Genomic DNA, 17,182 nt, shown 5'->3' on the forward strand with positions numbered 1-17,182 from the left:
CCCGCTATGCCATCTGTTCGGTCATGCGACCGATCGCCGTGGGTTTTACGCCGAGCACCTTGCCCGCCTTGGTCGTCGTCAAGGCGCCACCCGCGACCATCCGATCGACAAGCGCGAGGAGACCCTGTCCAACCCGGTGGCGCCTTACGACATAATAGTCAGGCGCGCCTTTCGCTGGCTTTCGCGGAAACTCGAGACGGTCCTCATCGAACCGGGCGGCGAGCTGCCGGTACATGGCCGCATCGATGAGGCGCTCCCGTAAGAGGTTGTAGGCGACCATCTTGCGGCTGACTTTGCGAGCGTTTGCAAAGACGCCGATTTGGTCGATCAATCCGTCTAGGTCGGCGACACCGGCGAGCTCCTGCAGCTCCTCGCGGCCAAGAAGGAATTTCGCCGCCGCGTCATCGCACAGCCGCTCGATCACCTGTTCGCTGTCATATCCGCTGATACCGCTCTGCCCCAAAAGGATGTGGCCGAGCTCATGAAGAAGCGTGAACGGCCAAGCTGCCTTGGAGTCCGTTTCATTGACGACGATGAACGGCGCGACCTCGTCCGCGAGAGCCATTCCCCGGAAAACACCTGGGCTGAGATTGCTCGTCCAGTGGCCGAGATTGCCGATGAGCAGCACATAGACGCCCGCAGCCTCAACCGCATCGCGCAAGATCCGGAAGGCTTGCTCGATCGTCCGGGCCTGGCGGTAACCCCCTCGATCAAGGTTCAGCAGTTCACCCATCGCCTGAGCAAGGGCATCCGCACCCGCCCGTGGGTCAATGGACCCGACGAACGTCCGGATTTCAGCCTCTTCGGCGTCTTCTAATGCACCACGAACAAGGGACTGGCGGGTGCGAACGTCACGGACCAGCGCACCGACGGTCGCCTCCGCTCCGGCCTCCCGATCCGGAAGCGTCCGAAAGTCATGGGTTCGGGGGGGCGCTGCCGGTGGTTCGGGTAGGTAGAACGTGAGCAATGGACGACGATAGCGATCCGCCATTTTGAGCAATTGGGGGCGGCTGGGCTCGCGATCGCCCGCCTCCATCTCCGCCAGGCGTGCAGCGGCGCTTTCACCGCCAAGACCGATCCCTTTGGCGGCATCCTCAAGCGTCAGGCCCGCGCTCTCGCGCGCCCATGACAGGATCTGAGGATTGACCTTCGGCATGCTTGGTGGGGCTACTCCGCTGATGATGTTCCCTTGCTATATGCCTATGGTGCAGGCCTCTGTCATCGCCGAAGCGCGGCGCGGAAGCTAAACCGTTGAAACATAGGGAGTGATGTCGAATGGGGCAGGCGAAGCAGCGAGCAGCCGCGCGTGCAGGAGTTCACGCGGAAATTGATGCTCGGCTGCGGGGGCTCGGCATCGACACCACCCAGTTTGGCTTTTTCGATCAGCCGGCCTTTGCGGCGGAGGAAGGTCGCGACGGCACCTTCCTCGATCAATACGCCTTGTGGGTGCAATCCCGCCCGCGCACCGCCGAATATGATGAGCGCGTCCGTGCGATCGTCCCCCGGCTCGCCGAATTCCTGGCGGATCTGTTCGAACGTGAGGATATGCAGCGTAGCTGTGTTCATGTCTCGTCGATGATGCAGCGTATCCTCGATCGGCTCGGTGTCTGGAGTTTCGGGCTGAAAGGCTCGATGATTGCCGAAGTAGCCAGCGAAGATCTTTGGCGCGGACAGTCGATGTGTGACCTCTCCGATTTCCCTGGTGCCGAACTGGGCCACGCATGGGTCGTTGCGCCGCCTTTCGTGATCGTCGACGGAACGATCCGGCTGCAAAATCCTGTCGGCGACCCAATGAACAGCTACACCCCAGCCATTGTTGCGGTAGAGCATACGACGATGGTGAAGCCGACCGTCGACGACGTCGTTTCCGCTCAGCTTCGCGCCCGGATCGCTCGTGATGAAGGACGAGAAGACAGCCAACTCCATCACCGCCTGGTCCCAAACCTGAAGGATTTCAGTCGCAATTTCCCAAGCAGTGAGATCCGCTATGGCGAACTGGTACTCCGCTACGTCCCCGCTGGCGTGCGGATCAGCGATGTCGGGCTGGAGCAGATAAACGGCGCGGGCGAGAAACTTCGGGGTGATGAGGTTTGGAACGACCATGTCGCACCCGCCTTCGCCGACTTCATCGTTTGATCCGGTTGGCTCGCACGGGTCGCGCTAGCTTTTTAGGCGGTGCCGGCGGGAGCGAGCGTCTCGGCGCTGATCATCCGGACCGCAAGCTAGCCATGTCCAGCAAGCTGCTCGAGCAGCAAAACGCTGTGAGCCTCGGCGTCGTCTGCGGTGGTGAACATCTCCGTCGTGTAACGCCCACGCGCCATGCTGCAGCCTGGTATATCCTGAACTAGCGAGACGTAGCTGTCCGGCCAGCGACAGACGATGAGCAAGGGCCAGCCGGTGGTGGGTGGCTCATAGCGAGAAATCAGCACATTGTCCGAGACCAGGGCCGATGGACGGTGATCGAAAAAGTCTGGAGCCACGGGCCCCGGACGGGGAAGGTTCAGAAGGCGTTCCGCTTCCGCTTGTTCGTGGCTGGTCTCCAAAATCATCGCGTAATAGCGTCCGAGCCCGAGACCGTCGCCGCGCAGCGGTACGGGCACATCGACCAAGAGAACGCTTGGCGCTGAGATGATCGTCGAGGGATAGAGCATTCGTCGTCGCGCGAGGTCATCGGACAGGCGGTAGGTCGCAAGGCTCATCTTTTTGTCCGTCGGTCGGAGCCGTCGGCATCGGCTCATTGAAGCCGCCACCACCCTGCTCCACAAGCATCCGCAGATTCCGGCAAGAAGCAGACTATGAACATATGGCGCTGACTTTCAACGCGGTCCTCGACGAAGCGGGCATAAGCCCTGATTCCGTTCGTCTCCTGCGGCATCAAACGCATTCTGCGGGCCGGACGCCTTATTCGCTCTGGCGCGACGATCGGGCGGGCTTCCTCGTGTATCAAAGCCTTCAGACGAGCCAGAACCGCGCTCGTCTTTCCGCAAGATATTGGGCGAGCTTCGTCGTGACGCCCGCGGCAGCCACCCTGTTCGTGGGACTTTACGAAATCTCGCTCATCGGGAGTGCGCCCGACGACATTGTCGACCCGCTGCGTCACAAGCTCGCAACCGAAGGCGGCACCCGGCCGCTCGATCTCTATGCGCAAACCTCCGTATTCGCGTTGGAGGACATGAGCGGCCGTTTGACCATCGACTGGGGCGCAGGAACCCGGAGTTGGATCCAGCGTGCCGGTAGCCAGGCGAAGGCTATACTCGAATTGAGCCGCACGTTTCAGGAGGAAGCGTTCCCAGGTTATGTGCGGTTCATCGGCAACCTCTCGTCGCTGGAAGCACTGCCAAAGGGCTGGATCGCCGCGCTTACCGCGGCGCGGGGCGTTTACCTTCTGACCTGCCCGCGCACGCGCGAGCAATATGTTGGTTCGGCCACAGGCGAGAGCGGTTTCTTCGGCCGCTGGCTCACCTACATCCGAGATGGCCATGGCGGCAATCTGGGTCTGAAAAGTCGCGACCCGAGCGACTATCAGGCCAGCATTCTCGAAGTGAGCGGATCAAGCGCCACCGTCGAGGAGATCATCGCTGCAGAGCAGCTTTGGAAAGCGAAGCTACAAAGCCGGGAGCTGGGCCTTAACCGTAATTGAGGGTGTTTCACCGACCGGCGTGAAGTGCCCGACGTGCTTCCTCGGTGATCGTGTAAACCGCTTGCCGCTGGGCGCCCCGATTTTGGTGATCCACCCGGTAGCCCTGATAATGCCGCCTGACGAAGCCGGCGCGAACCAACTCGGAAACGGCGCGGCTGACATTTGTGCGGCCGGACTGACGAACCCGCTTGCGAACCTGAGCGTCGACGATCCTGTTTGCCGCCACCGGATCGACCGGAAGGGCACACTTAGCCTCAAGGTCTTGTCGCACCTTGTCTGCGATCGCGAGACGACGGGGGTCGCGCTGAGCGACGGGAACCAGTGCGTCGCATAGCCAATCCCGGACGGGAATCCGGCGGTCACCCTCGCGGATGTACGGTCCCGCCGATCCCGTCTGAGCACTCGCCTGGGCGATCAAGTTGAGCACCATGAAGCTGTAACGCGGTCGCTCGCATACGATCGTCAGCCGCTCCAGAATGGCCGGTAGGTCAAGCGGGCGCGTAGGCTCTCCGGCTTTCACCGGCCGAGCACAGTCCTCAAGGGAAAAGAGATCGGGCTGAAACATGGAACATTACAAGCACAGAGTGCCGGCAAAGTGAATCCCGCACAGGAGGGCCACAAAGACTTTAACCGCTCGTGGCACTTCACCGAGCGAGGTAAAGTGCCGCGAGCGGTACGGATTTTTGACGGCGGGGCGCGGCTAGAGGGTGATGAGGATGCGGCTCTTAAACAACTTACGCAATTGGATAGCCAACGCGCTACGTGTTGAGGAGCCGGCCGAGACCGCCGCGCTCCAAGAAACCAGCGAGCGTGATCTCCATACACTCGACAGCTGGCGACAGATGTTGTCGGGTCTGCCGCGAACGATCGAGTGCCCGCAAATGACGTTGTTCGGGCGCGACGAGGAAGGCGCGATCTTCAAGGGTTCGGGTCGCATCGAAATCGTCAGCACGACCAAGATGCGGTTCTATATGCATGCGGCGCCTTCGGTAGATTTGCGGCAGGCACTGGAGGTGTTCAACCGGCAGAAGTCGCAGCCGTATGACGCCCGTGACCTCCTCCGCTTGTTTGCGACGGACTATCGCGGGGTCGAATGGGTGGGCGGCTATACCCAGGTGGACTTCTTCGCCGACCACAATAACGGGTGGCCGCTGAGCGGCGAAATCGACGCACTGCACGCGCTGGCTAAAGGCTACTGGGTATCGAAGCGGAGCAATGTCGAGCTGTTGCTCGTGCCGCCAATCGACCTGCCGATGAGCGAGCCGCTGACAACCACGGCATTCATCGGCGAGCGCCGTATCTTGGCGAGCCGCGGGCCGGGCCAACACGTGATTGAGGTCCTCGGGACTAGCATCACCTTTTCGTATGAGCCGTCAGGCCAGGCGTTGTGGATCACTGCCGACGCGGGCGGGGTTCTCTCTCATCCGTTCTTGGAGAATTGGCTGACAGAGCCGCTGCGTATCCTGCTCGGCGTGCCGGTCTATCCGCGCATGGTCGCGCGCAACCTCGGTGACGGCACTGCGCATGTGTGGCTGCGGCCATCGCCGCGCCATCGGGAGCCGTCTGCGATCGGCTTGCTGCAGCCCTTCGCGATCGAACACGGACGGGCGGAAGCCTTTTGGAAGCTCTACGCCGACATTCTTACGTTCATCGTCAAGGTCGGATCTTTCGAAGCGAATCCGCTGACACGTTATTACGATGAGCTCGCCGAAGCCCAGCTCGGTTCGCGCTGGGTGCTCACGCTGACGCTCGCCGGCGCGGCTGAGGCACTGGCGAACGAGTTGATGACCGAGGACGACAGACGGCCAGAATTCTCCGATGAACTTCTTGCGTCAATGAAAAAGCAGATCGAGGCGTGGAAGGACGACCCCGCCTTGCGCGGCCGAATGCTCTCCAACCTTGGGATGGTGAGCAAGCGCAGCGTCGTCGCCTTCATGCGCCAACTCGGCAAGGCGGGCACGCTGGAGGCGGCGCACGTGCAGACTTGGTACGAGATTCGCAACTCGGTGATGCATGGCAATCTCGTCGAGCCATGGTCCAGCGAGGAAGGCGACGCCCGGCTGCACCAGATGCTCGATCTCCTCCACGCTCTAACCCGCGCCCGGATCGCCGCTGGCCGGTGATGCATCCCGTGGCTTATTCTGAGCGCATGCGTGCACCGCATGCGTGGTGGGGAGCGCCCCCCACGTGGTTGGAAAGACTTTTCCGGGAACCGGCAAAGTGTTTCCGGCTGGAACGACTTGGGGCCACTATTTCAGAGCGGTGACACCTCATCGTAGCGTCCCGCTTGGCGCAATTGGCGGACGATTCCATTGAAGGCAGCGGTCACACCCTGCGAGCGACCGATGTCATTGGCCTGGGCTGCCGCGTCCCAGAAATTCTCCAGAGGCCAGCGCTCCGGGCAGTGTTGAAGCAGGCAGCGCAAGGCCAAACGTACCTCGACGACGTCGACGCGAGTGTCGGAGGATCGTGCGGTCGCGGAGCGAAGGATATGGACGGAAAGGGCGATGACGACGCGCTGGTGGCGCGGAAGGGCACTCATAGCTCAGCGGAAATCGTGTGACTTGAACCGCACGACCTCCTTTGGATCCATGCCGTCAGCGTGAGGCGGCCAATAGCAGTTGCGTGGCTCGGGCTTCCAACCCTTGTCTCCGCGGTCGGGGGCGCCGGCATGGCGAGCTCCATCGGCTCGACCGGTCCGGTGCGGGAATGACAGCTCGCCCACTCGGTGAAGCAGATCCCCGTGATCGATGATCCGATCGCAGATGACGTGGATTACCTCGCCTTCTTTCTGGACCCTGCCCTTCATGCCGATCATCGATGCCGACATGACGGTTCGGCGCTGCGCCTCGAACCGGTCCGGCCAGAGTATGCCATTCGCGATGCCTGTCTCATCTTCAATCGTGATGAAGAGGACGCCCTTTGCCGAACCAGGTTTTTGTCGAACAAGGATGATGCCGGCGACCTCGACATGGCGACCGTCTCGGATGCTCGCGAGATCCGCGCAACGGGTCACGCCTCGCCGCGCCAGTTCGTCGCGGACGAATGTGAGAGGATGGGCGCGCAGTGACAATTGGAGCGAGCGGTAATCTTCGATCACCTCGCGACCATCCGTTAGCGGCCGCAGGGTGACGGCCGGCTCGAGGCCCTCGGCGCTCACGGTCTGCGCTTCGCGGTCAGCGGCCGCAAATAGCGGCAAAGGTGCCTCGCCGAGGCCCTTCACCTTCCAGAGCCCTTGGCGACGATCGGCGCCGAACGCGTGGTAGGCGTCGGCGTCTGCCAGCTTCTCGATAGCCGCCCGCTGGACCCGTGATCGGCGCCACACGTCCTCGACAGAATCGAACAGAGCGGTCGAGCGCGCGCCGACTATTGCCGCACCGTCTGCGTTCGAAAGACCGCGGACCTGGCGCAGTCCAAGCCGCACCGCGAGATAGCGGCCGTTCGTGGGCTCCAGCGTACAGTCCCACCGGCTCGCGTTGATGCAGGGCGGACGGACCTCCACACCGTGATCGCGTGCGTCGCGAACGATCTGCGCGGGCGCATAGAAGCCCATCGGCTGGGCGTTCATCAGGCTGGCGCAAAAGACGTCAGGGTGATGATGCTTCATCCAGGCCGAGGCATAGGCGATCTTCGCGAAGGAGGCGGCGTGGCTCTCCGGAAAGCCGTAGGAGCCGAAGCCTTCGAGCTGGCGGAAGGTGCGCTCGGCAAATTCGCGCGGATAATCGCGCGCCACCATCCCCTCGATCAGCTTCTCCGAGAAATGCGAGACCCCGCCGGTAAATTTGAAGGTCGCCATAGCCCGCCGCAAAGCGTCCGCCTCGGCGGCCGTGAAGCCTGCGCCGACGATAGCGACCTTCATCGCCTGTTCCTGAAAGAGCGGAACCCCCAGCGTTTTTTCCAGCACCGCACGCAGCTCGGGCCGGGGATATTCCGGCTTCTCCAAACCCTCGCGCCGCCGAAGGTAGGGATGCACCATGTCCCCCTGAATCGGCCCTGGCCGGACGATCGCGACCTGTATGACGAGATCGTAGAAGCGCTGCGGCTTCATCCGCGGCAGCATTGACATCTGCGCGCGGCTTTCGATCTGAAAGGTCCCAAGCGTATCGGCCTTCTGGATCATAGCGAACACCGCAGGGTCATCATCCTGCAGGTCCGCAAGGCCGATCTGGCAACCTTTCGCTTCCTCGAGAAGGTTGAAGGCGCGGTTCATGCAGCCAAGCATCCCCAAGCCGAGGACGTCGACCTTCATGAATTTCAGGGCGTCGATGTCATCCTTGTCCCATTCAATAATCTGCCGGTCGTCCATCGCGGCCGGTTCGATCGGTACCAGGTCGTCGAGACGGTCATGCGTGAGGACGAAGCCGCCGGGATGCTGGGACATATGGCGCGGCGTACCAATCAGCTTGCGCGCGAGATTGAGCGTCAGGCGCAGCCGGCGATCTCCGAGATCCAAATTGAGTTCTTCAACCTGCTTTTCGCCGACCCCTTCGGCCGACCAGCCCCAGACCAGGCCTGCAAGCGAGGCGGTCAGATCTTCGGGCAGGCCCATCGCCTTGCCGACATCGCGCACCGCTCCGCGCGCGCGATAGCGGGTAACGACGGCTGTCAGCGCGGAACGGTCACGGCCGTAGGTTTCGTAGATCCACTGGATAATTTCTTCACGGCGCTCATGCTCGAAATCGACGTCAATGTCCGGCGGCTCGCGGCGCTCGCCCGATACGAAGCGCTCGAAGAGCAACTCGTGCTTGATCGGGTCGATCGACGTGATGCCCAGCACGAAGCACACGCAGCTGTTCGCCGCAGACCCGCGTCCCTGGCAGAGAATGCCGCGACGGCGCGCTTCACGCACGATCGCGTGGACGGTTAGAAAGTAGGGAGCGTAACCTAGTTCACGGATCAGCCGCAGTTCGTGGTCGATCTGGCTGCGGTAAGATTGCGGCACATCGCCATCGAACAGCCGGTCAACCGCGTCATTCGCCATCTGCTCAAGGGCTTCTTGCGCCGTAAGACCCTCGACCACCCGCTCGTGCGGGTATTGGTAAGCGAGTTCATCCAGACTGAAGGTGCAAGCGCGGGCAATGTCGACGCTGGCCTGCAGCGCATCGGGGTAGGCGCGAAAACGCCGGGCCATTTCGTCGGGTGATTTGAGCGCTCGGTCGGCATTCACCTCCCGCCGGTAGCCGAGCTCGTCGACAGTGCACTTCTCGCGGACCGCAGTCAGCACATCCTGCAGGAGGCGAGCCTCAGGCGCATGATAGAGGACGTCGCCGGTCACGACGGCACGGACGCCGGCACCGCCCGCCTGACGGGCAAGCGCGTCAATCCGTACCGCGTCGTCGGGACGGCGACGCTGAAACAGCGCCATATAGGCCCGGCGACCGTAAATGGCTTTCAAGTCGGCAAGGCTGCTCAGATTCTCAGCGTCAGCCTCTTGCGGCAGGAGGATCGCGATGACGCCCTCTGACCACGGCTGCAGGTCATGCCAATGAAGGAGGCACCCGCCCTTTCCCGCTCGCTTCTTCCCGACGGTCAAAAGCCTGGTGACGCGCGACCACGCTGGTCTATCGGTCGGATAGAGGATGAGGCGACGACCGCAGGAGAGATCGACGCGTGTGCCCGCTATCGATCGCACCCCGGTCGCTTTCTGCGCCTCCCAGGCGCGCACGACGCCTCCTACGGTGCCGATGTCACCTATCCCGAGGGCGGGGTAGCCGAGCAGGGCTGCGGCTGAAAATAGCTCCTGCGGGCTCGATGCGCCGCGCAGCAAGGAAAAGTGCGTCAGCACCTGAAGCTCGACATAGGCGCTCATGCGAAAACGCCGTGGATCCACCAGCTAAGGTCGCCAGTGTTGTCGTCCATCCCATCGCCGCGCCGGAACAGCCAGTACCGGCCGCCATCTTCGTCCTCGACCCGATAATAGTCCCTGACGGCCCAGACCTCCGCATCGCGCCGCCACCATTCGCCATGGACACGTTCGGGTCCGTCGCCGGCGACGACCCGGTGAGCTGTGCCGCGCCATTCGAAGCGGCGGGGCGGCTGATCGGGGAGGAGTGCTACGACGCCCCATAGCGGCTCTGGTCGAGCGAACAGTCGAACCGGACGCTGCCATTTGGGCCAGTCGCCTGGAATATGGACAGGGTTCGTGCGTGCTACCGCGCGTTCCGGAACATGACTTTCAACGGGAGCGATCCGAAAAACCGAGCCGCTGCCGATACGGCCAGCGACCACATCCACCAAGCGAGCTGGGTCGCGGACGAGCGTGTCTCCTGCGAGCACCGCCCCTAGATCAATCGCGTCGAGAGGCTCCGTGTGGGGCGCTGCCAGCCAGAACTGCTCGATACCCAGGCCTGGGTCGATGCGCTCGATGCGCAGCTTCAGCAGTCGAAGAAGATGCGGCACCTCGCGTGTCGGCCGCGAAGTGCCGATGCCCACGATCTGTTCGCTGCCATCGACCCGCAGGCCGGCAAGGCGGAGCGAGCGGACGCCAAGCCCCCGCCCCTGCAGCAGCTCCCCGAGATCCCGCAGGAGATCGCCCATGACCTGCTCGATCGCTTCGGCGGTGCCGATCGGCTCCAGAAGGCGGCGCTCCACCACAGGGATGGATGGATCGTCGCGCGGAGTGATCGGCTCCGCAGTCGAGCCAAGCGCCTGATCGAGCCGGGTGATGGCCGGCAAGCCTAGTCGCCGCGCCAGGGGACCGCGCGCCACCGGCAGGAGATCAGCTACTCTCTCGAAGCCGAAGCGCCGCGCTGCACTGAGCGCCGTTGGGTCGAGCCTGAGTGCTGCGATCGGCAGCGAGGAGAGCGCGACCGTGGTGGTACCCGGCGTCACGCAGGCGAGATCGTCGGCGCCAAACCGGGCGATTGCGTGAGCCGCACCGGGGGTATCGGCGACGGCCACGCGAGCGGTAAATCCCGCCCGTCGGCAAAAGACGAGCAGTCTCTGACAGAACTGGTACTCGCCGCCATGGAGATGCTCGCACCCGGTGAGGTCGATCCACAGGCCATCGGGGGGCGACACCGCTGCGATCGGCGACCATCGCCTAATTGCAAAAAGCGCGAGCCGATCGAGCAGCGCCGCATCGGCCTCCGGCTCGGCAGGACGAAGGTCCAGGTCCGACACAAGCGCACGCGCGTGCGTGGCGGCCATGCCGACATGGATTCCGAGCGCTTGCGCGCCAGCGCACGCCGCGACGATCTCTTCTCGTCGCCCAACCTTCCCGAAGAGAGCCAGCGGGGTAGCGACCGCCTCCGCGACAGGTGCGGTCTGTTGCGGTTTCGCCGCTGGCGGCGCTTTGAATGGATGCTGAGCGGCCTCCGAACGACGGCCCAGCTCGCGGGCAGGCGGCTGCGCATGCCGTGGCAAGGTCGCGATCTGTGCCTCAACGTCCGCGCGCGTGAGCATTCCGCTGCGGGCCCACCGGGCGCCCGGCCGCCAGCCGCCCCCGCGCGGGACGGAGCAAGCGCCGGGATCGTCGTCGACGGGTGGCTGGAGGCTCGGCCGACTAGGCGGCCGCGTGGCGGACCGTTCCTGCCGTCTCAGCCGTTCGATGGCCAAGTGCGGCAGGAACGCGGAGACGACCCGTCTCATCGCTGCCCTCCACGATCAGGGAAAAAGCCTCGCCACCTCGTTGGCGCGCGAGTTCGACCGTCCAGCGTGGCCGTCCTACACCGGCGACGCCGAGCCTCTCCGAAGGGGCGCTCGCGATCCGCCAGCGAGTCCAGGCAGCCGATGGCTCGCCAAACGGATCGTGATCACGGCGCCGCCGCCGTCGCAGGAGCAGGACCGGGAGGTCGGCATCAGCTGCAGCAAGCTGAAGGCGGCGGGAGGCGACCATCGAGACCTTCTCAGCCTCGGCAACGATGGCAGCAGGCGTACCGTCTCGGATCGCATCTTCGACCACCGCGAGCAACTCAGCATCATCGCGCGGCTGGGCGTGAATGACGGCAGCTGAGGACAACCCCGCCTGAGACAACGCCGGGGCGTACAGATCGCTGCGACAGCTTGCCCAAAGGACCGGTCCTGCGCTGATTGCAGCTTCCCGAGCGGCTATACCGCACAAAAACAGGGTCACCGCCGCATCGTCAACGAGCGAGCATGAATGCGCGGTCGCCTCATGGAGCGCTCCCGCTCTCAAGCCCCCGCTGGCAAGCCGCTGGTCAAGCTCGGGCACCCCGAAGGGCATCGTCCGGTACTCGGCGATGGGTGTCGCGATGGAGCGAAGCTGGGCTATGTTCGCAAGGCGGGAATCGACGGCAGGCATAAAAACAAAGACTCGGAGCGTTCCCCTTATGTTCTGCCATCCTTGTCTTTGGGTCAAGAGTTCGATCGTGTCGAGCTCCCGTCCGAGGACGACCTTTTCAGACCGCGCATCGGCTCGGCGGCAGCCCTAGTCCGTCCACTCGAAACAGCGACCACGCTCGATGAACATCCGCAGGATACGACCGGATCGCCGCACCAAGTCACGATCGCGACCGTGCTGGGGCGATTTCGCACCGTGAAACAGGTTGCAGCGAACGCAATATATGGTCCGTAAGAGCTGCGGCCAGGTTGGGACATCTCCGTCTGTCCAGCCCACTGGTTGCATCCGGACGCCCACGCGTCGACGGCGGTCGAAAAGCTCGTCGCGGTCCTGCGCCCAGAAGGCATCACGACCGAGCTTCTGCCGCACGTCCCGGACGTTGAGCACCGGCCATAATTGCGAGAAGGCCATCACGCGTCGTTGAAAATCGTCATCCTGCATCAGCTCTTCATAGGCATCGGTAGCTCGCCGGTTTTCGGCAATCGCGGTGATCATGGCCGCGTCATGGTCCGCGCCGGTCACCGATTCCATCCAGCCGTTGAAGCCCATCCAAAGGCTCATAAATGACATGAAGGCTGAGCGTTGCCGGTCAGCGTTATCGATCAGCTCGTGGCAAGATCGGCCGTTTCCGGGTCGAGCGATCGAAAATTGCTGAAGTGACCATCGTCGATATGCTTCCCGATTAGGCGATCGCCGCCGATATCTGGCGAAGCGTAGCCACGAAGGTATCCAGCAGCTGACGGCCTTGCATCGCTGCTGGCGCGGTATCATCGACCCCTGCCCGCTCCTTGCCGCTGGCGATGTTGCTCGAACCAAGATGTGCGTCGGCGAGCCGAAGATCGTAGATCCCGAAGAGCGGCGCCATCATCGTGCTCGCGTCGTTCCCAGGGATTAGACTGCCGAGGAGTTTCTCCAGCGCCTTATTCGAACCCGGCTTCCGACCATCCTTGGGTTTGGGCAGGTTGAGAGGCGCAAGGACGGCATCGACGTCGACCCGCTCCATGAAAAGGCGAGTGACCTCCTTGGCTAGCTCCAGCAAACCGTCTGCTTCAGCCGCCTGGAAGCGGTGCGCGCGGCGCAACAGCCGAGGCACGGCCTGGTCGTCGCGGAGGAGCGGGACGCCATATTTGCCGCTGAAAGCCGCGTCGATCTCCGCAAGCGCCGCGGCCAGCTGCGATTCTGGTGCGATCGTACTGGCCGGTGTCACATCCATCTGAGCGGCGAACAACTCCTCTGCCACGCCGCCGTCGGGCGTTACGTTATGAGCGCTCCACAGCCGCTGCTCCCAAGGATCGAGTGCTCCGATGTCTTTTGCGAAGACCGTGATCAGGCCGAGCCGGTTGACCCCGAAGTGGACACCGGTGCTGGCGCCCAGGCCTCCGGTTTCCGCGCTGTACCAATGCAGGCTCGCGCCGCGATGGCGCATCAAGGTGGAGACGACGGTGGGATCGAAATATAACCATGTCGACACCCCAGCCAGACCATCGCCCGACCTGCGGGTGCCGTCACTCTCCAGTATGAAGCTCGTGGTATGGGGATCCTTGTCGCCCCGGATGCGTGTACTCAGCCCGCTTGGCTGGACCCATTCCGTTCGCCACATGGCGCCCATCGTGCGGTACTGATCACTGGGGGTCGGCCAGCGCCCCGGTCCGGTTCGACCCTCCCGCTCGTCCCTGCCCCTGACTTCGGCGAAAGCGTCGCCTGGCCAGCTGTAGACAGGCTTGTCGATGGTGGTGGCGGTCCGCTGGTGATAGCTCGAACAATACAGGGCCATGCCGCGGGCGCTGAGGTAGTCACCAAGGAACTCCGGCCTAATCTCAAGCAGGATCGGGCGGTCCTCAGCATCTCGTTTCAATCGCGCGACCTCGGCCCAGCCCTCCTCCGGTCGAAACCAGCAATCACCTTCACGTAGAAGGCGGAGGGCCACGACCAGGTCGGGATGCAGGTGCCAGATGTGAAGGTGTTCGTCCTCGAGATACTGGTCGATCACGAGATTGGAACCGATCGGCTGAGTGGACCTGCCATAGAACAGGTCGGAAGCGCGATAGCCCCACGGTTCCATGCCGCCCCGGTGTGCGCCGACCCCCAAGTCGCTCCAGACGACCTTGTCGCCCTCTGATCGATGGGTGTCGAAGATCGCGGCAGTGGCGATGCCCGTATATTCCCGCAGCTCGACGATACCGGCCTCAGGTGGGTCGATCACGACATCGGCATCGTGGCGGAGCGGTATCCATGGCCGCCCTTGCAGCGGCAGCACATCACGCAACTCAAAATATCTCTGTACGATCGGCATAGGCACCCCCGGGTAGCGGAGCATGACTACCCCTGATTGCAGAGACCTTGAATCAGCTTTTTGCGATATTCTACCGTGCAGCAGGCGCCGTCGCAGAAGTCGCCGGTATCGGCTTGGTTATAGCTGCCACAAAGCACGGGACCATGTGGGCGAACGGTATCAGGAGGGATGATGAAGCTAACCAGCGATGCTGTCGAAGTGGTGAACCGCAATGCGCTCGTCACCGTCGCACTCAATCAAGGCTACAACGCCTATCTGCCGGTCTATGACAATGGCATCGACCTGATCCTGTTGAACGAGGCGACTGGCGATACCAAGCTGGTGCAGCTCAAAGGCCGGTGGACCATCGATAAGAAATATATCGGCCGAGACATCTGGATCGCGTTCCCCGACCGCGGTGTCTGGTACGTCGCACCGCACGACGAGATGCTGCGGTTAGGGGAAAGGCACACCACAACAAGCAGCTGGGCTCGAGGCACCTACAGCAAGAGTCCTCTCAGCAGGAGCGATTGCGAAGAATTGGCGTCCTATCGCTTCGGCGATCCGGACACGGTCATGGATGATGCCGCCGCTTTGAGCGCGGGCGGATAACATCCACTTTGGTGCAAAGCGCCGCAAGCTCACGTGCACCACCTTACTCAGAGGGTGAGACCGATGCACAAAAGCAGGATCGCCGCCGCGCCCGCAGCGAGCTTCCCGCCGGCAACGACGCGTGCCGATCGCCCCACGCGAAGCCGCTTGCCCGTCCTGTCCATTCCGGAGCGGAGCCCGAGCACGCCGTCGGTCGCCAATACGGTGCCGATGATGAAGAGCAGAACCGAGATTGCCTTGGCAAAGCCGTGAGGTGACAGCCCGGTGACGATGAAGACCGCAACGAGCCCGATCGTGAGCAGGCCGTACAGTGCAAATCCGATGTCGAGCAGCCCGCGCAGCCGCTTCGGCCCGTTCCAGTCCGTAGGCCGTCGAAGGAGGATCATCGGGCGCAGGCAGAGCTGGCAGCTCTCGAGATTGCTGTCGCGCGGCCAGTGATTGATCAGATGGCCGCAATGCGGGCACCCCGGTCGACGGTATGGGAATGCGGTCGCCCGGATCAGCATGGCGAAGTCTCCGGCGCCGGTGCCAGATAATAGGCCGTGATGGCCGCCCCGATGATCATTCCCTCGACGGTGACCGACTTACCGATCAGGTGTCCGGCGATCACGTCCCCAACGAGCCGCCAGCGCATCCCGTCTCCCTCGATCAGCATCAGCCCACGTGGCGTCATGTCCACCACGCCGGTTAACCGGACAGGGCTGCTGGCCGTCATTCTGCTGCCTCGGCATAGACCCGGGTTTCCTCGGCCGAGGCGCCATTGAAGCATACCAAGGGACAGTGGAGGAGAAGCCGGCCGTGATAGTGCAGCGTGCGCCCGTCCAGCCTGATCGGATCGCGAGCGAGGCGTTGGCAGGATTTGTTCGATCGGTTCCTGAAAGCGCAGGGCGCGGCGAGCGGGGAGAGGGGCACCTTGGTCACTTCTTCCGCTTGGGATTGAGGCGGCGGTTCGCCGAAGAGGTCGCACTGTTCCATTACGGGTTCCGTTCTCCCCCCGAGTGGTGGCCGCGGTTGCCAGCGCTGGACCATGGCGGCGTGAAGTCGTCGCGAGATTTTCCGTCGATTCAACGAAGCGCTGCCAAGCGGCGTTGACTTCGTCTTCGGCGCGTTTGCGTCCCTCGCTGCCTTGCCGAAGCCCCAGCGGAGCTTGCCGGGATCAACCTTCTGCCGCTGGCGATACCGCTCGCGCGTATAGTCGCGGTCGTCGATCGCCACTACGCAGCCCCTTCGACGCTGGATTGATAGTAGACGCCTTGGTCGCGGTGCATCGCGATCTTCAGAAAGGCGGGGCACTCGACAAGCACCGCCAACCACGCCGCGCACTCGGCCCTTCCGAGCGCCGACGAGTGACTGGCCAGTTCCACCCAGACGAGGAGGGCGAGGCCGGCGATAGTCCCGATGCGGACGTCCCGCCGAAGGCCGGCAGGAAGCTTTAGAATGCTCGGTAGGCGCACCCATGCCGGGCTGGCGAGATCACCCCTGAGGTACAGCGGCGATGCGGCGTAGATCGCCAGTATGATCTGGGTCTCAAGCATGGTTCGCCCCCCGATCCGCGATCGCGCCCGCAGATCGATCCGAATGAAGCAACGGTGCGAGCGCCTCACGGACATTCGCCAGCGTCGGCTTGGTCTTTGCCGCGATGCGGATCGTCGTGTAGCCAGCGCCCGATGTCATCGCATCACGCTTTGCGTCGGTCGCGGCGTTATGGGTATAGTCGTCGACCTCGATCAAGGCGACGATCGTTCCAGTCTCCCGGTCCTGCACTACGAAGTCGATGATCTTCTGCGAGAAGCTGTTTCGATCAGCGGGGGACACCTTGCGCCCGAGCCGACGTGGAACCTGCAGGAGAGCCCCCATTGCCACCTGCGCGTGGATGCGGTGTGCGGGCAGGGCGCGCTCGATCGCCGCGAGCATGGCCAGCTCGCGGTCGGTAAGAAAGCGCTTGGCCACCGGCGCGGGCGGTCCACTCGGTGCCGCCGCGCTTTTCACCAGCGCAAGTATAATGACCGCGCAGACGATAAGAAATACGGTCGCGATTGGCGATCCGAACAGTTGTGTCATTGCGTCACCCCTCGGAATGGAAGGCGCGGCCAACAACCGGGGCCGCGCCGGTCTGCCGGTTACCAGCCGTCGCGGCGCCCCTCGCCGCTGTCCTTGAGCCCACGCCGGTCCAGACTGGAGCGCCGGATCTCCAGTTCAACGCCATCGCCCTTGTCGCGGGTTCGGATGTCGCGGGGATCCACATTGTTGCGCTTGGCGAAGTCCTCGGCTGCCTTGTCGCTGCCGAACTTGCCGACGTCGTCGAAATCCCATCCACTCATCGTCGTCTCCTTCAATCCGGCGGTCCGGCCGGTCG

General features: G+C 63.3%; 18 protein-coding genes. 4 read left to right on the forward strand and 14 right to left on the reverse strand.

The features are described from left to right. Positions 1 to 4 precede the first annotated feature (4 nt). Entirely contained in the window at positions 5 to 1,156 is a 1,152-nt protein-coding gene (locus tag FHR20_RS21025) for an ImmA/IrrE family metallo-endopeptidase (RefSeq protein WP_046408762.1), read from the reverse strand. A gap of 119 nt (positions 1,157 to 1,275) precedes the next feature. Between FHR20_RS21025 and FHR20_RS21030 the strand changes: the two genes are divergently transcribed. Then, positions 1,276 to 2,136, forward strand: a complete 861-nt coding sequence (locus tag FHR20_RS21030) for a hypothetical protein (protein ID WP_052742498.1) — start codon at positions 1,276 to 1,278, stop codon at positions 2,134 to 2,136. A gap of 86 nt (positions 2,137 to 2,222) precedes the next feature. On the opposite strand, the gene FHR20_RS21035 is transcribed toward FHR20_RS21030, so the two are convergent. Continuing rightward, positions 2,223 to 2,699: a hypothetical protein gene (locus FHR20_RS21035; RefSeq protein WP_167301458.1), complete on the reverse strand. Its 477-nt coding sequence runs from the start codon at positions 2,697 to 2,699 to the stop codon at positions 2,223 to 2,225. A gap of 104 nt (positions 2,700 to 2,803) precedes the next feature. On the opposite strand from FHR20_RS21035, the gene FHR20_RS21040 reads away from it, so the two are divergent. Continuing rightward, positions 2,804 to 3,640 carry a GIY-YIG nuclease family protein gene (locus FHR20_RS21040; RefSeq protein WP_046408763.1) on the forward strand — a complete coding sequence of 279 codons (837 nt, stop codon included), beginning with the start codon at positions 2,804 to 2,806 and terminating at the stop codon, positions 3,638 to 3,640. Positions 3,641 to 3,647: 7 nt separating this feature from the next. On the opposite strand, the gene FHR20_RS21045 is transcribed toward FHR20_RS21040, so the two are convergent. After that, a complete protein-coding gene (locus tag FHR20_RS21045; RefSeq protein WP_046408764.1) occupies positions 3,648 to 4,205 on the reverse strand; it encodes a hypothetical protein in 558 nt (185 codons plus the stop codon). 145 nt (positions 4,206 to 4,350) lie between these two features. Between FHR20_RS21045 and FHR20_RS21050 the strand changes: the two genes are divergently transcribed. Next, positions 4,351 to 5,763 (forward strand): hypothetical protein, encoded by a 1,413-nt coding sequence (locus FHR20_RS21050; RefSeq protein WP_243857700.1) that lies wholly within the window; start codon positions 4,351 to 4,353, stop codon positions 5,761 to 5,763. 422 nt (positions 5,764 to 6,185) lie between these two features. Here FHR20_RS21050 and FHR20_RS21055 read toward each other — a convergent pair whose 3' ends face one another. The 5 genes from FHR20_RS21055 to FHR20_RS21075 form a co-directional block, all read right to left on the reverse strand. Further along, entirely contained in the window at positions 6,186 to 9,449 is a 3,264-nt protein-coding gene (locus FHR20_RS21055; protein ID WP_167301459.1) for an error-prone DNA polymerase, read from the reverse strand. Next, positions 9,446 to 11,044, reverse strand: a complete 1,599-nt coding sequence (locus FHR20_RS21060) for a Y-family DNA polymerase (protein ID WP_205499277.1) — start codon at positions 11,042 to 11,044, stop codon at positions 9,446 to 9,448. Before FHR20_RS21060 ends, FHR20_RS21055 begins: the two co-directional genes overlap by 4 nt. Positions 11,045 to 11,144: 100 nt before the next feature. Further along, a complete protein-coding gene (locus tag FHR20_RS22945) occupies positions 11,145 to 11,903 on the reverse strand; it encodes an ImuA family protein (protein WP_241213583.1) in 759 nt (252 codons plus the stop codon). Between the two features lie 126 nt (positions 11,904 to 12,029). Beyond that, the gene (locus FHR20_RS21070; protein WP_205499273.1) at positions 12,030 to 12,491 is read right to left on the reverse strand and encodes a hypothetical protein; all 462 of its coding nucleotides are present in this window, start codon (positions 12,489 to 12,491) and stop codon (positions 12,030 to 12,032) included. Positions 12,492 to 12,624: 133 nt separating this feature from the next. Further along, the gene (locus FHR20_RS21075) at positions 12,625 to 14,235 is read right to left on the reverse strand and encodes a hypothetical protein (protein ID WP_046408812.1); all 1,611 of its coding nucleotides are present in this window, start codon (positions 14,233 to 14,235) and stop codon (positions 12,625 to 12,627) included. Positions 14,236 to 14,403: 168 nt separating this feature from the next. On the opposite strand from FHR20_RS21075, the gene FHR20_RS21080 reads away from it, so the two are divergent. Then, positions 14,404 to 14,826 (forward strand): hypothetical protein, encoded by a 423-nt coding sequence (locus tag FHR20_RS21080; RefSeq protein ID WP_052742500.1) that lies wholly within the window; start codon positions 14,404 to 14,406, stop codon positions 14,824 to 14,826. 47 nt (positions 14,827 to 14,873) lie between these two features. Here the strand turns inward: FHR20_RS21080 and FHR20_RS21085 are convergent, their stop codons facing one another. Genes FHR20_RS21085 through FHR20_RS21110 form a run of 6 tightly spaced genes read right to left on the reverse strand, consistent with a single transcriptional unit; the run spans position 14,874 to position 17,147 of the window. After that, complete coding sequence (locus FHR20_RS21085) at positions 14,874 to 15,332, reverse strand: hypothetical protein (protein WP_126002493.1); 459 nt, start codon at positions 15,330 to 15,332, stop codon at positions 14,874 to 14,876. Continuing rightward, entirely contained in the window at positions 15,326 to 15,541 is a 216-nt protein-coding gene (locus FHR20_RS21090; RefSeq protein ID WP_126002492.1) for a DUF5818 domain-containing protein, read from the reverse strand. The genes FHR20_RS21085 and FHR20_RS21090 overlap by 7 nt, the downstream gene beginning before the upstream one ends. Beyond that, positions 15,538 to 16,041, reverse strand: a complete 504-nt coding sequence (locus FHR20_RS21095; protein ID WP_046408775.1) for a hypothetical protein — start codon at positions 16,039 to 16,041, stop codon at positions 15,538 to 15,540. The genes FHR20_RS21090 and FHR20_RS21095 overlap by 4 nt, the downstream gene beginning before the upstream one ends. Continuing rightward, a complete protein-coding gene (locus FHR20_RS21100; RefSeq protein WP_126002491.1) occupies positions 16,041 to 16,361 on the reverse strand; it encodes a hypothetical protein in 321 nt (106 codons plus the stop codon). The genes FHR20_RS21095 and FHR20_RS21100 overlap by 1 nt, the downstream gene beginning before the upstream one ends. Continuing rightward, positions 16,354 to 16,887, reverse strand: coding sequence for a DUF2726 domain-containing protein (locus tag FHR20_RS21105; protein WP_126002490.1), 534 nt, complete (start codon positions 16,885 to 16,887; stop codon positions 16,354 to 16,356). The genes FHR20_RS21100 and FHR20_RS21105 overlap by 8 nt, the downstream gene beginning before the upstream one ends. Before the next feature lie 59 nt (positions 16,888 to 16,946). After that, complete coding sequence (locus FHR20_RS21110; protein ID WP_046408815.1) at positions 16,947 to 17,147, reverse strand: hypothetical protein; 201 nt, start codon at positions 17,145 to 17,147, stop codon at positions 16,947 to 16,949. Between the last annotated feature and the right edge of the window lie 35 nt (positions 17,148 to 17,182).

The organism is Sphingomonas leidyi (genome assembly GCF_011761945.1).
GTDB classification, from domain to species: Bacteria; Pseudomonadota; Alphaproteobacteria; order Sphingomonadales; family Sphingomonadaceae; genus Sphingomonas; species Sphingomonas leidyi.

Coding starts and splice junctions, on each gene's coding strand:
- FHR20_RS21025 (WP_046408762.1), bottom strand. CDS start 1,156: ATGCCGAAGGTCAATCCTCAGATCCTGTCATGGGCGCGCGAGAGCGCG.
- FHR20_RS21030 (WP_052742498.1), top strand. CDS start 1,276: ATGGGGCAGGCGAAGCAGCGAGCAGCCGCGCGTGCAGGAGTTCACGCG.
- FHR20_RS21035 (WP_167301458.1), bottom strand. CDS start 2,699: ATGAGCCTTGCGACCTACCGCCTGTCCGATGACCTCGCGCGACGACGA.
- FHR20_RS21040 (WP_046408763.1), top strand. CDS start 2,804: ATGGCGCTGACTTTCAACGCGGTCCTCGACGAAGCGGGCATAAGCCCT.
- FHR20_RS21045 (WP_046408764.1), bottom strand. CDS start 4,205: ATGTTTCAGCCCGATCTCTTTTCCCTTGAGGACTGTGCTCGGCCGGTG.
- FHR20_RS21050 (WP_243857700.1), top strand. CDS start 4,351: ATGAGGATGCGGCTCTTAAACAACTTACGCAATTGGATAGCCAACGCG.
- FHR20_RS21055 (WP_167301459.1), bottom strand. CDS start 9,449: ATGAGCGCCTATGTCGAGCTTCAGGTGCTGACGCACTTTTCCTTGCTG.
- FHR20_RS21060 (WP_205499277.1), bottom strand. CDS start 11,044: ATGCTCACGCGCGCGGACGTTGAGGCACAGATCGCGACCTTGCCACGG.
- FHR20_RS22945 (WP_241213583.1), bottom strand. CDS start 11,903: ATGCCTGCCGTCGATTCCCGCCTTGCGAACATAGCCCAGCTTCGCTCC.
- FHR20_RS21070 (WP_205499273.1), bottom strand. CDS start 12,491: ATGGGCTTCAACGGCTGGATGGAATCGGTGACCGGCGCGGACCATGAC.
- FHR20_RS21075 (WP_046408812.1), bottom strand. CDS start 14,235: ATGCCGATCGTACAGAGATATTTTGAGTTGCGTGATGTGCTGCCGCTG.
- FHR20_RS21080 (WP_052742500.1), top strand. CDS start 14,404: ATGATGAAGCTAACCAGCGATGCTGTCGAAGTGGTGAACCGCAATGCG.
- FHR20_RS21085 (WP_126002493.1), bottom strand. CDS start 15,332: ATGCTGATCCGGGCGACCGCATTCCCATACCGTCGACCGGGGTGCCCG.
- FHR20_RS21090 (WP_126002492.1), bottom strand. CDS start 15,541: ATGACGGCCAGCAGCCCTGTCCGGTTAACCGGCGTGGTGGACATGACG.
- FHR20_RS21100 (WP_126002491.1), bottom strand. CDS start 16,361: ATGCTTGAGACCCAGATCATACTGGCGATCTACGCCGCATCGCCGCTG.
- FHR20_RS21105 (WP_126002490.1), bottom strand. CDS start 16,887: ATGACACAACTGTTCGGATCGCCAATCGCGACCGTATTTCTTATCGTC.
- FHR20_RS21110 (WP_046408815.1), bottom strand. CDS start 17,147: ATGAGTGGATGGGATTTCGACGACGTCGGCAAGTTCGGCAGCGACAAG.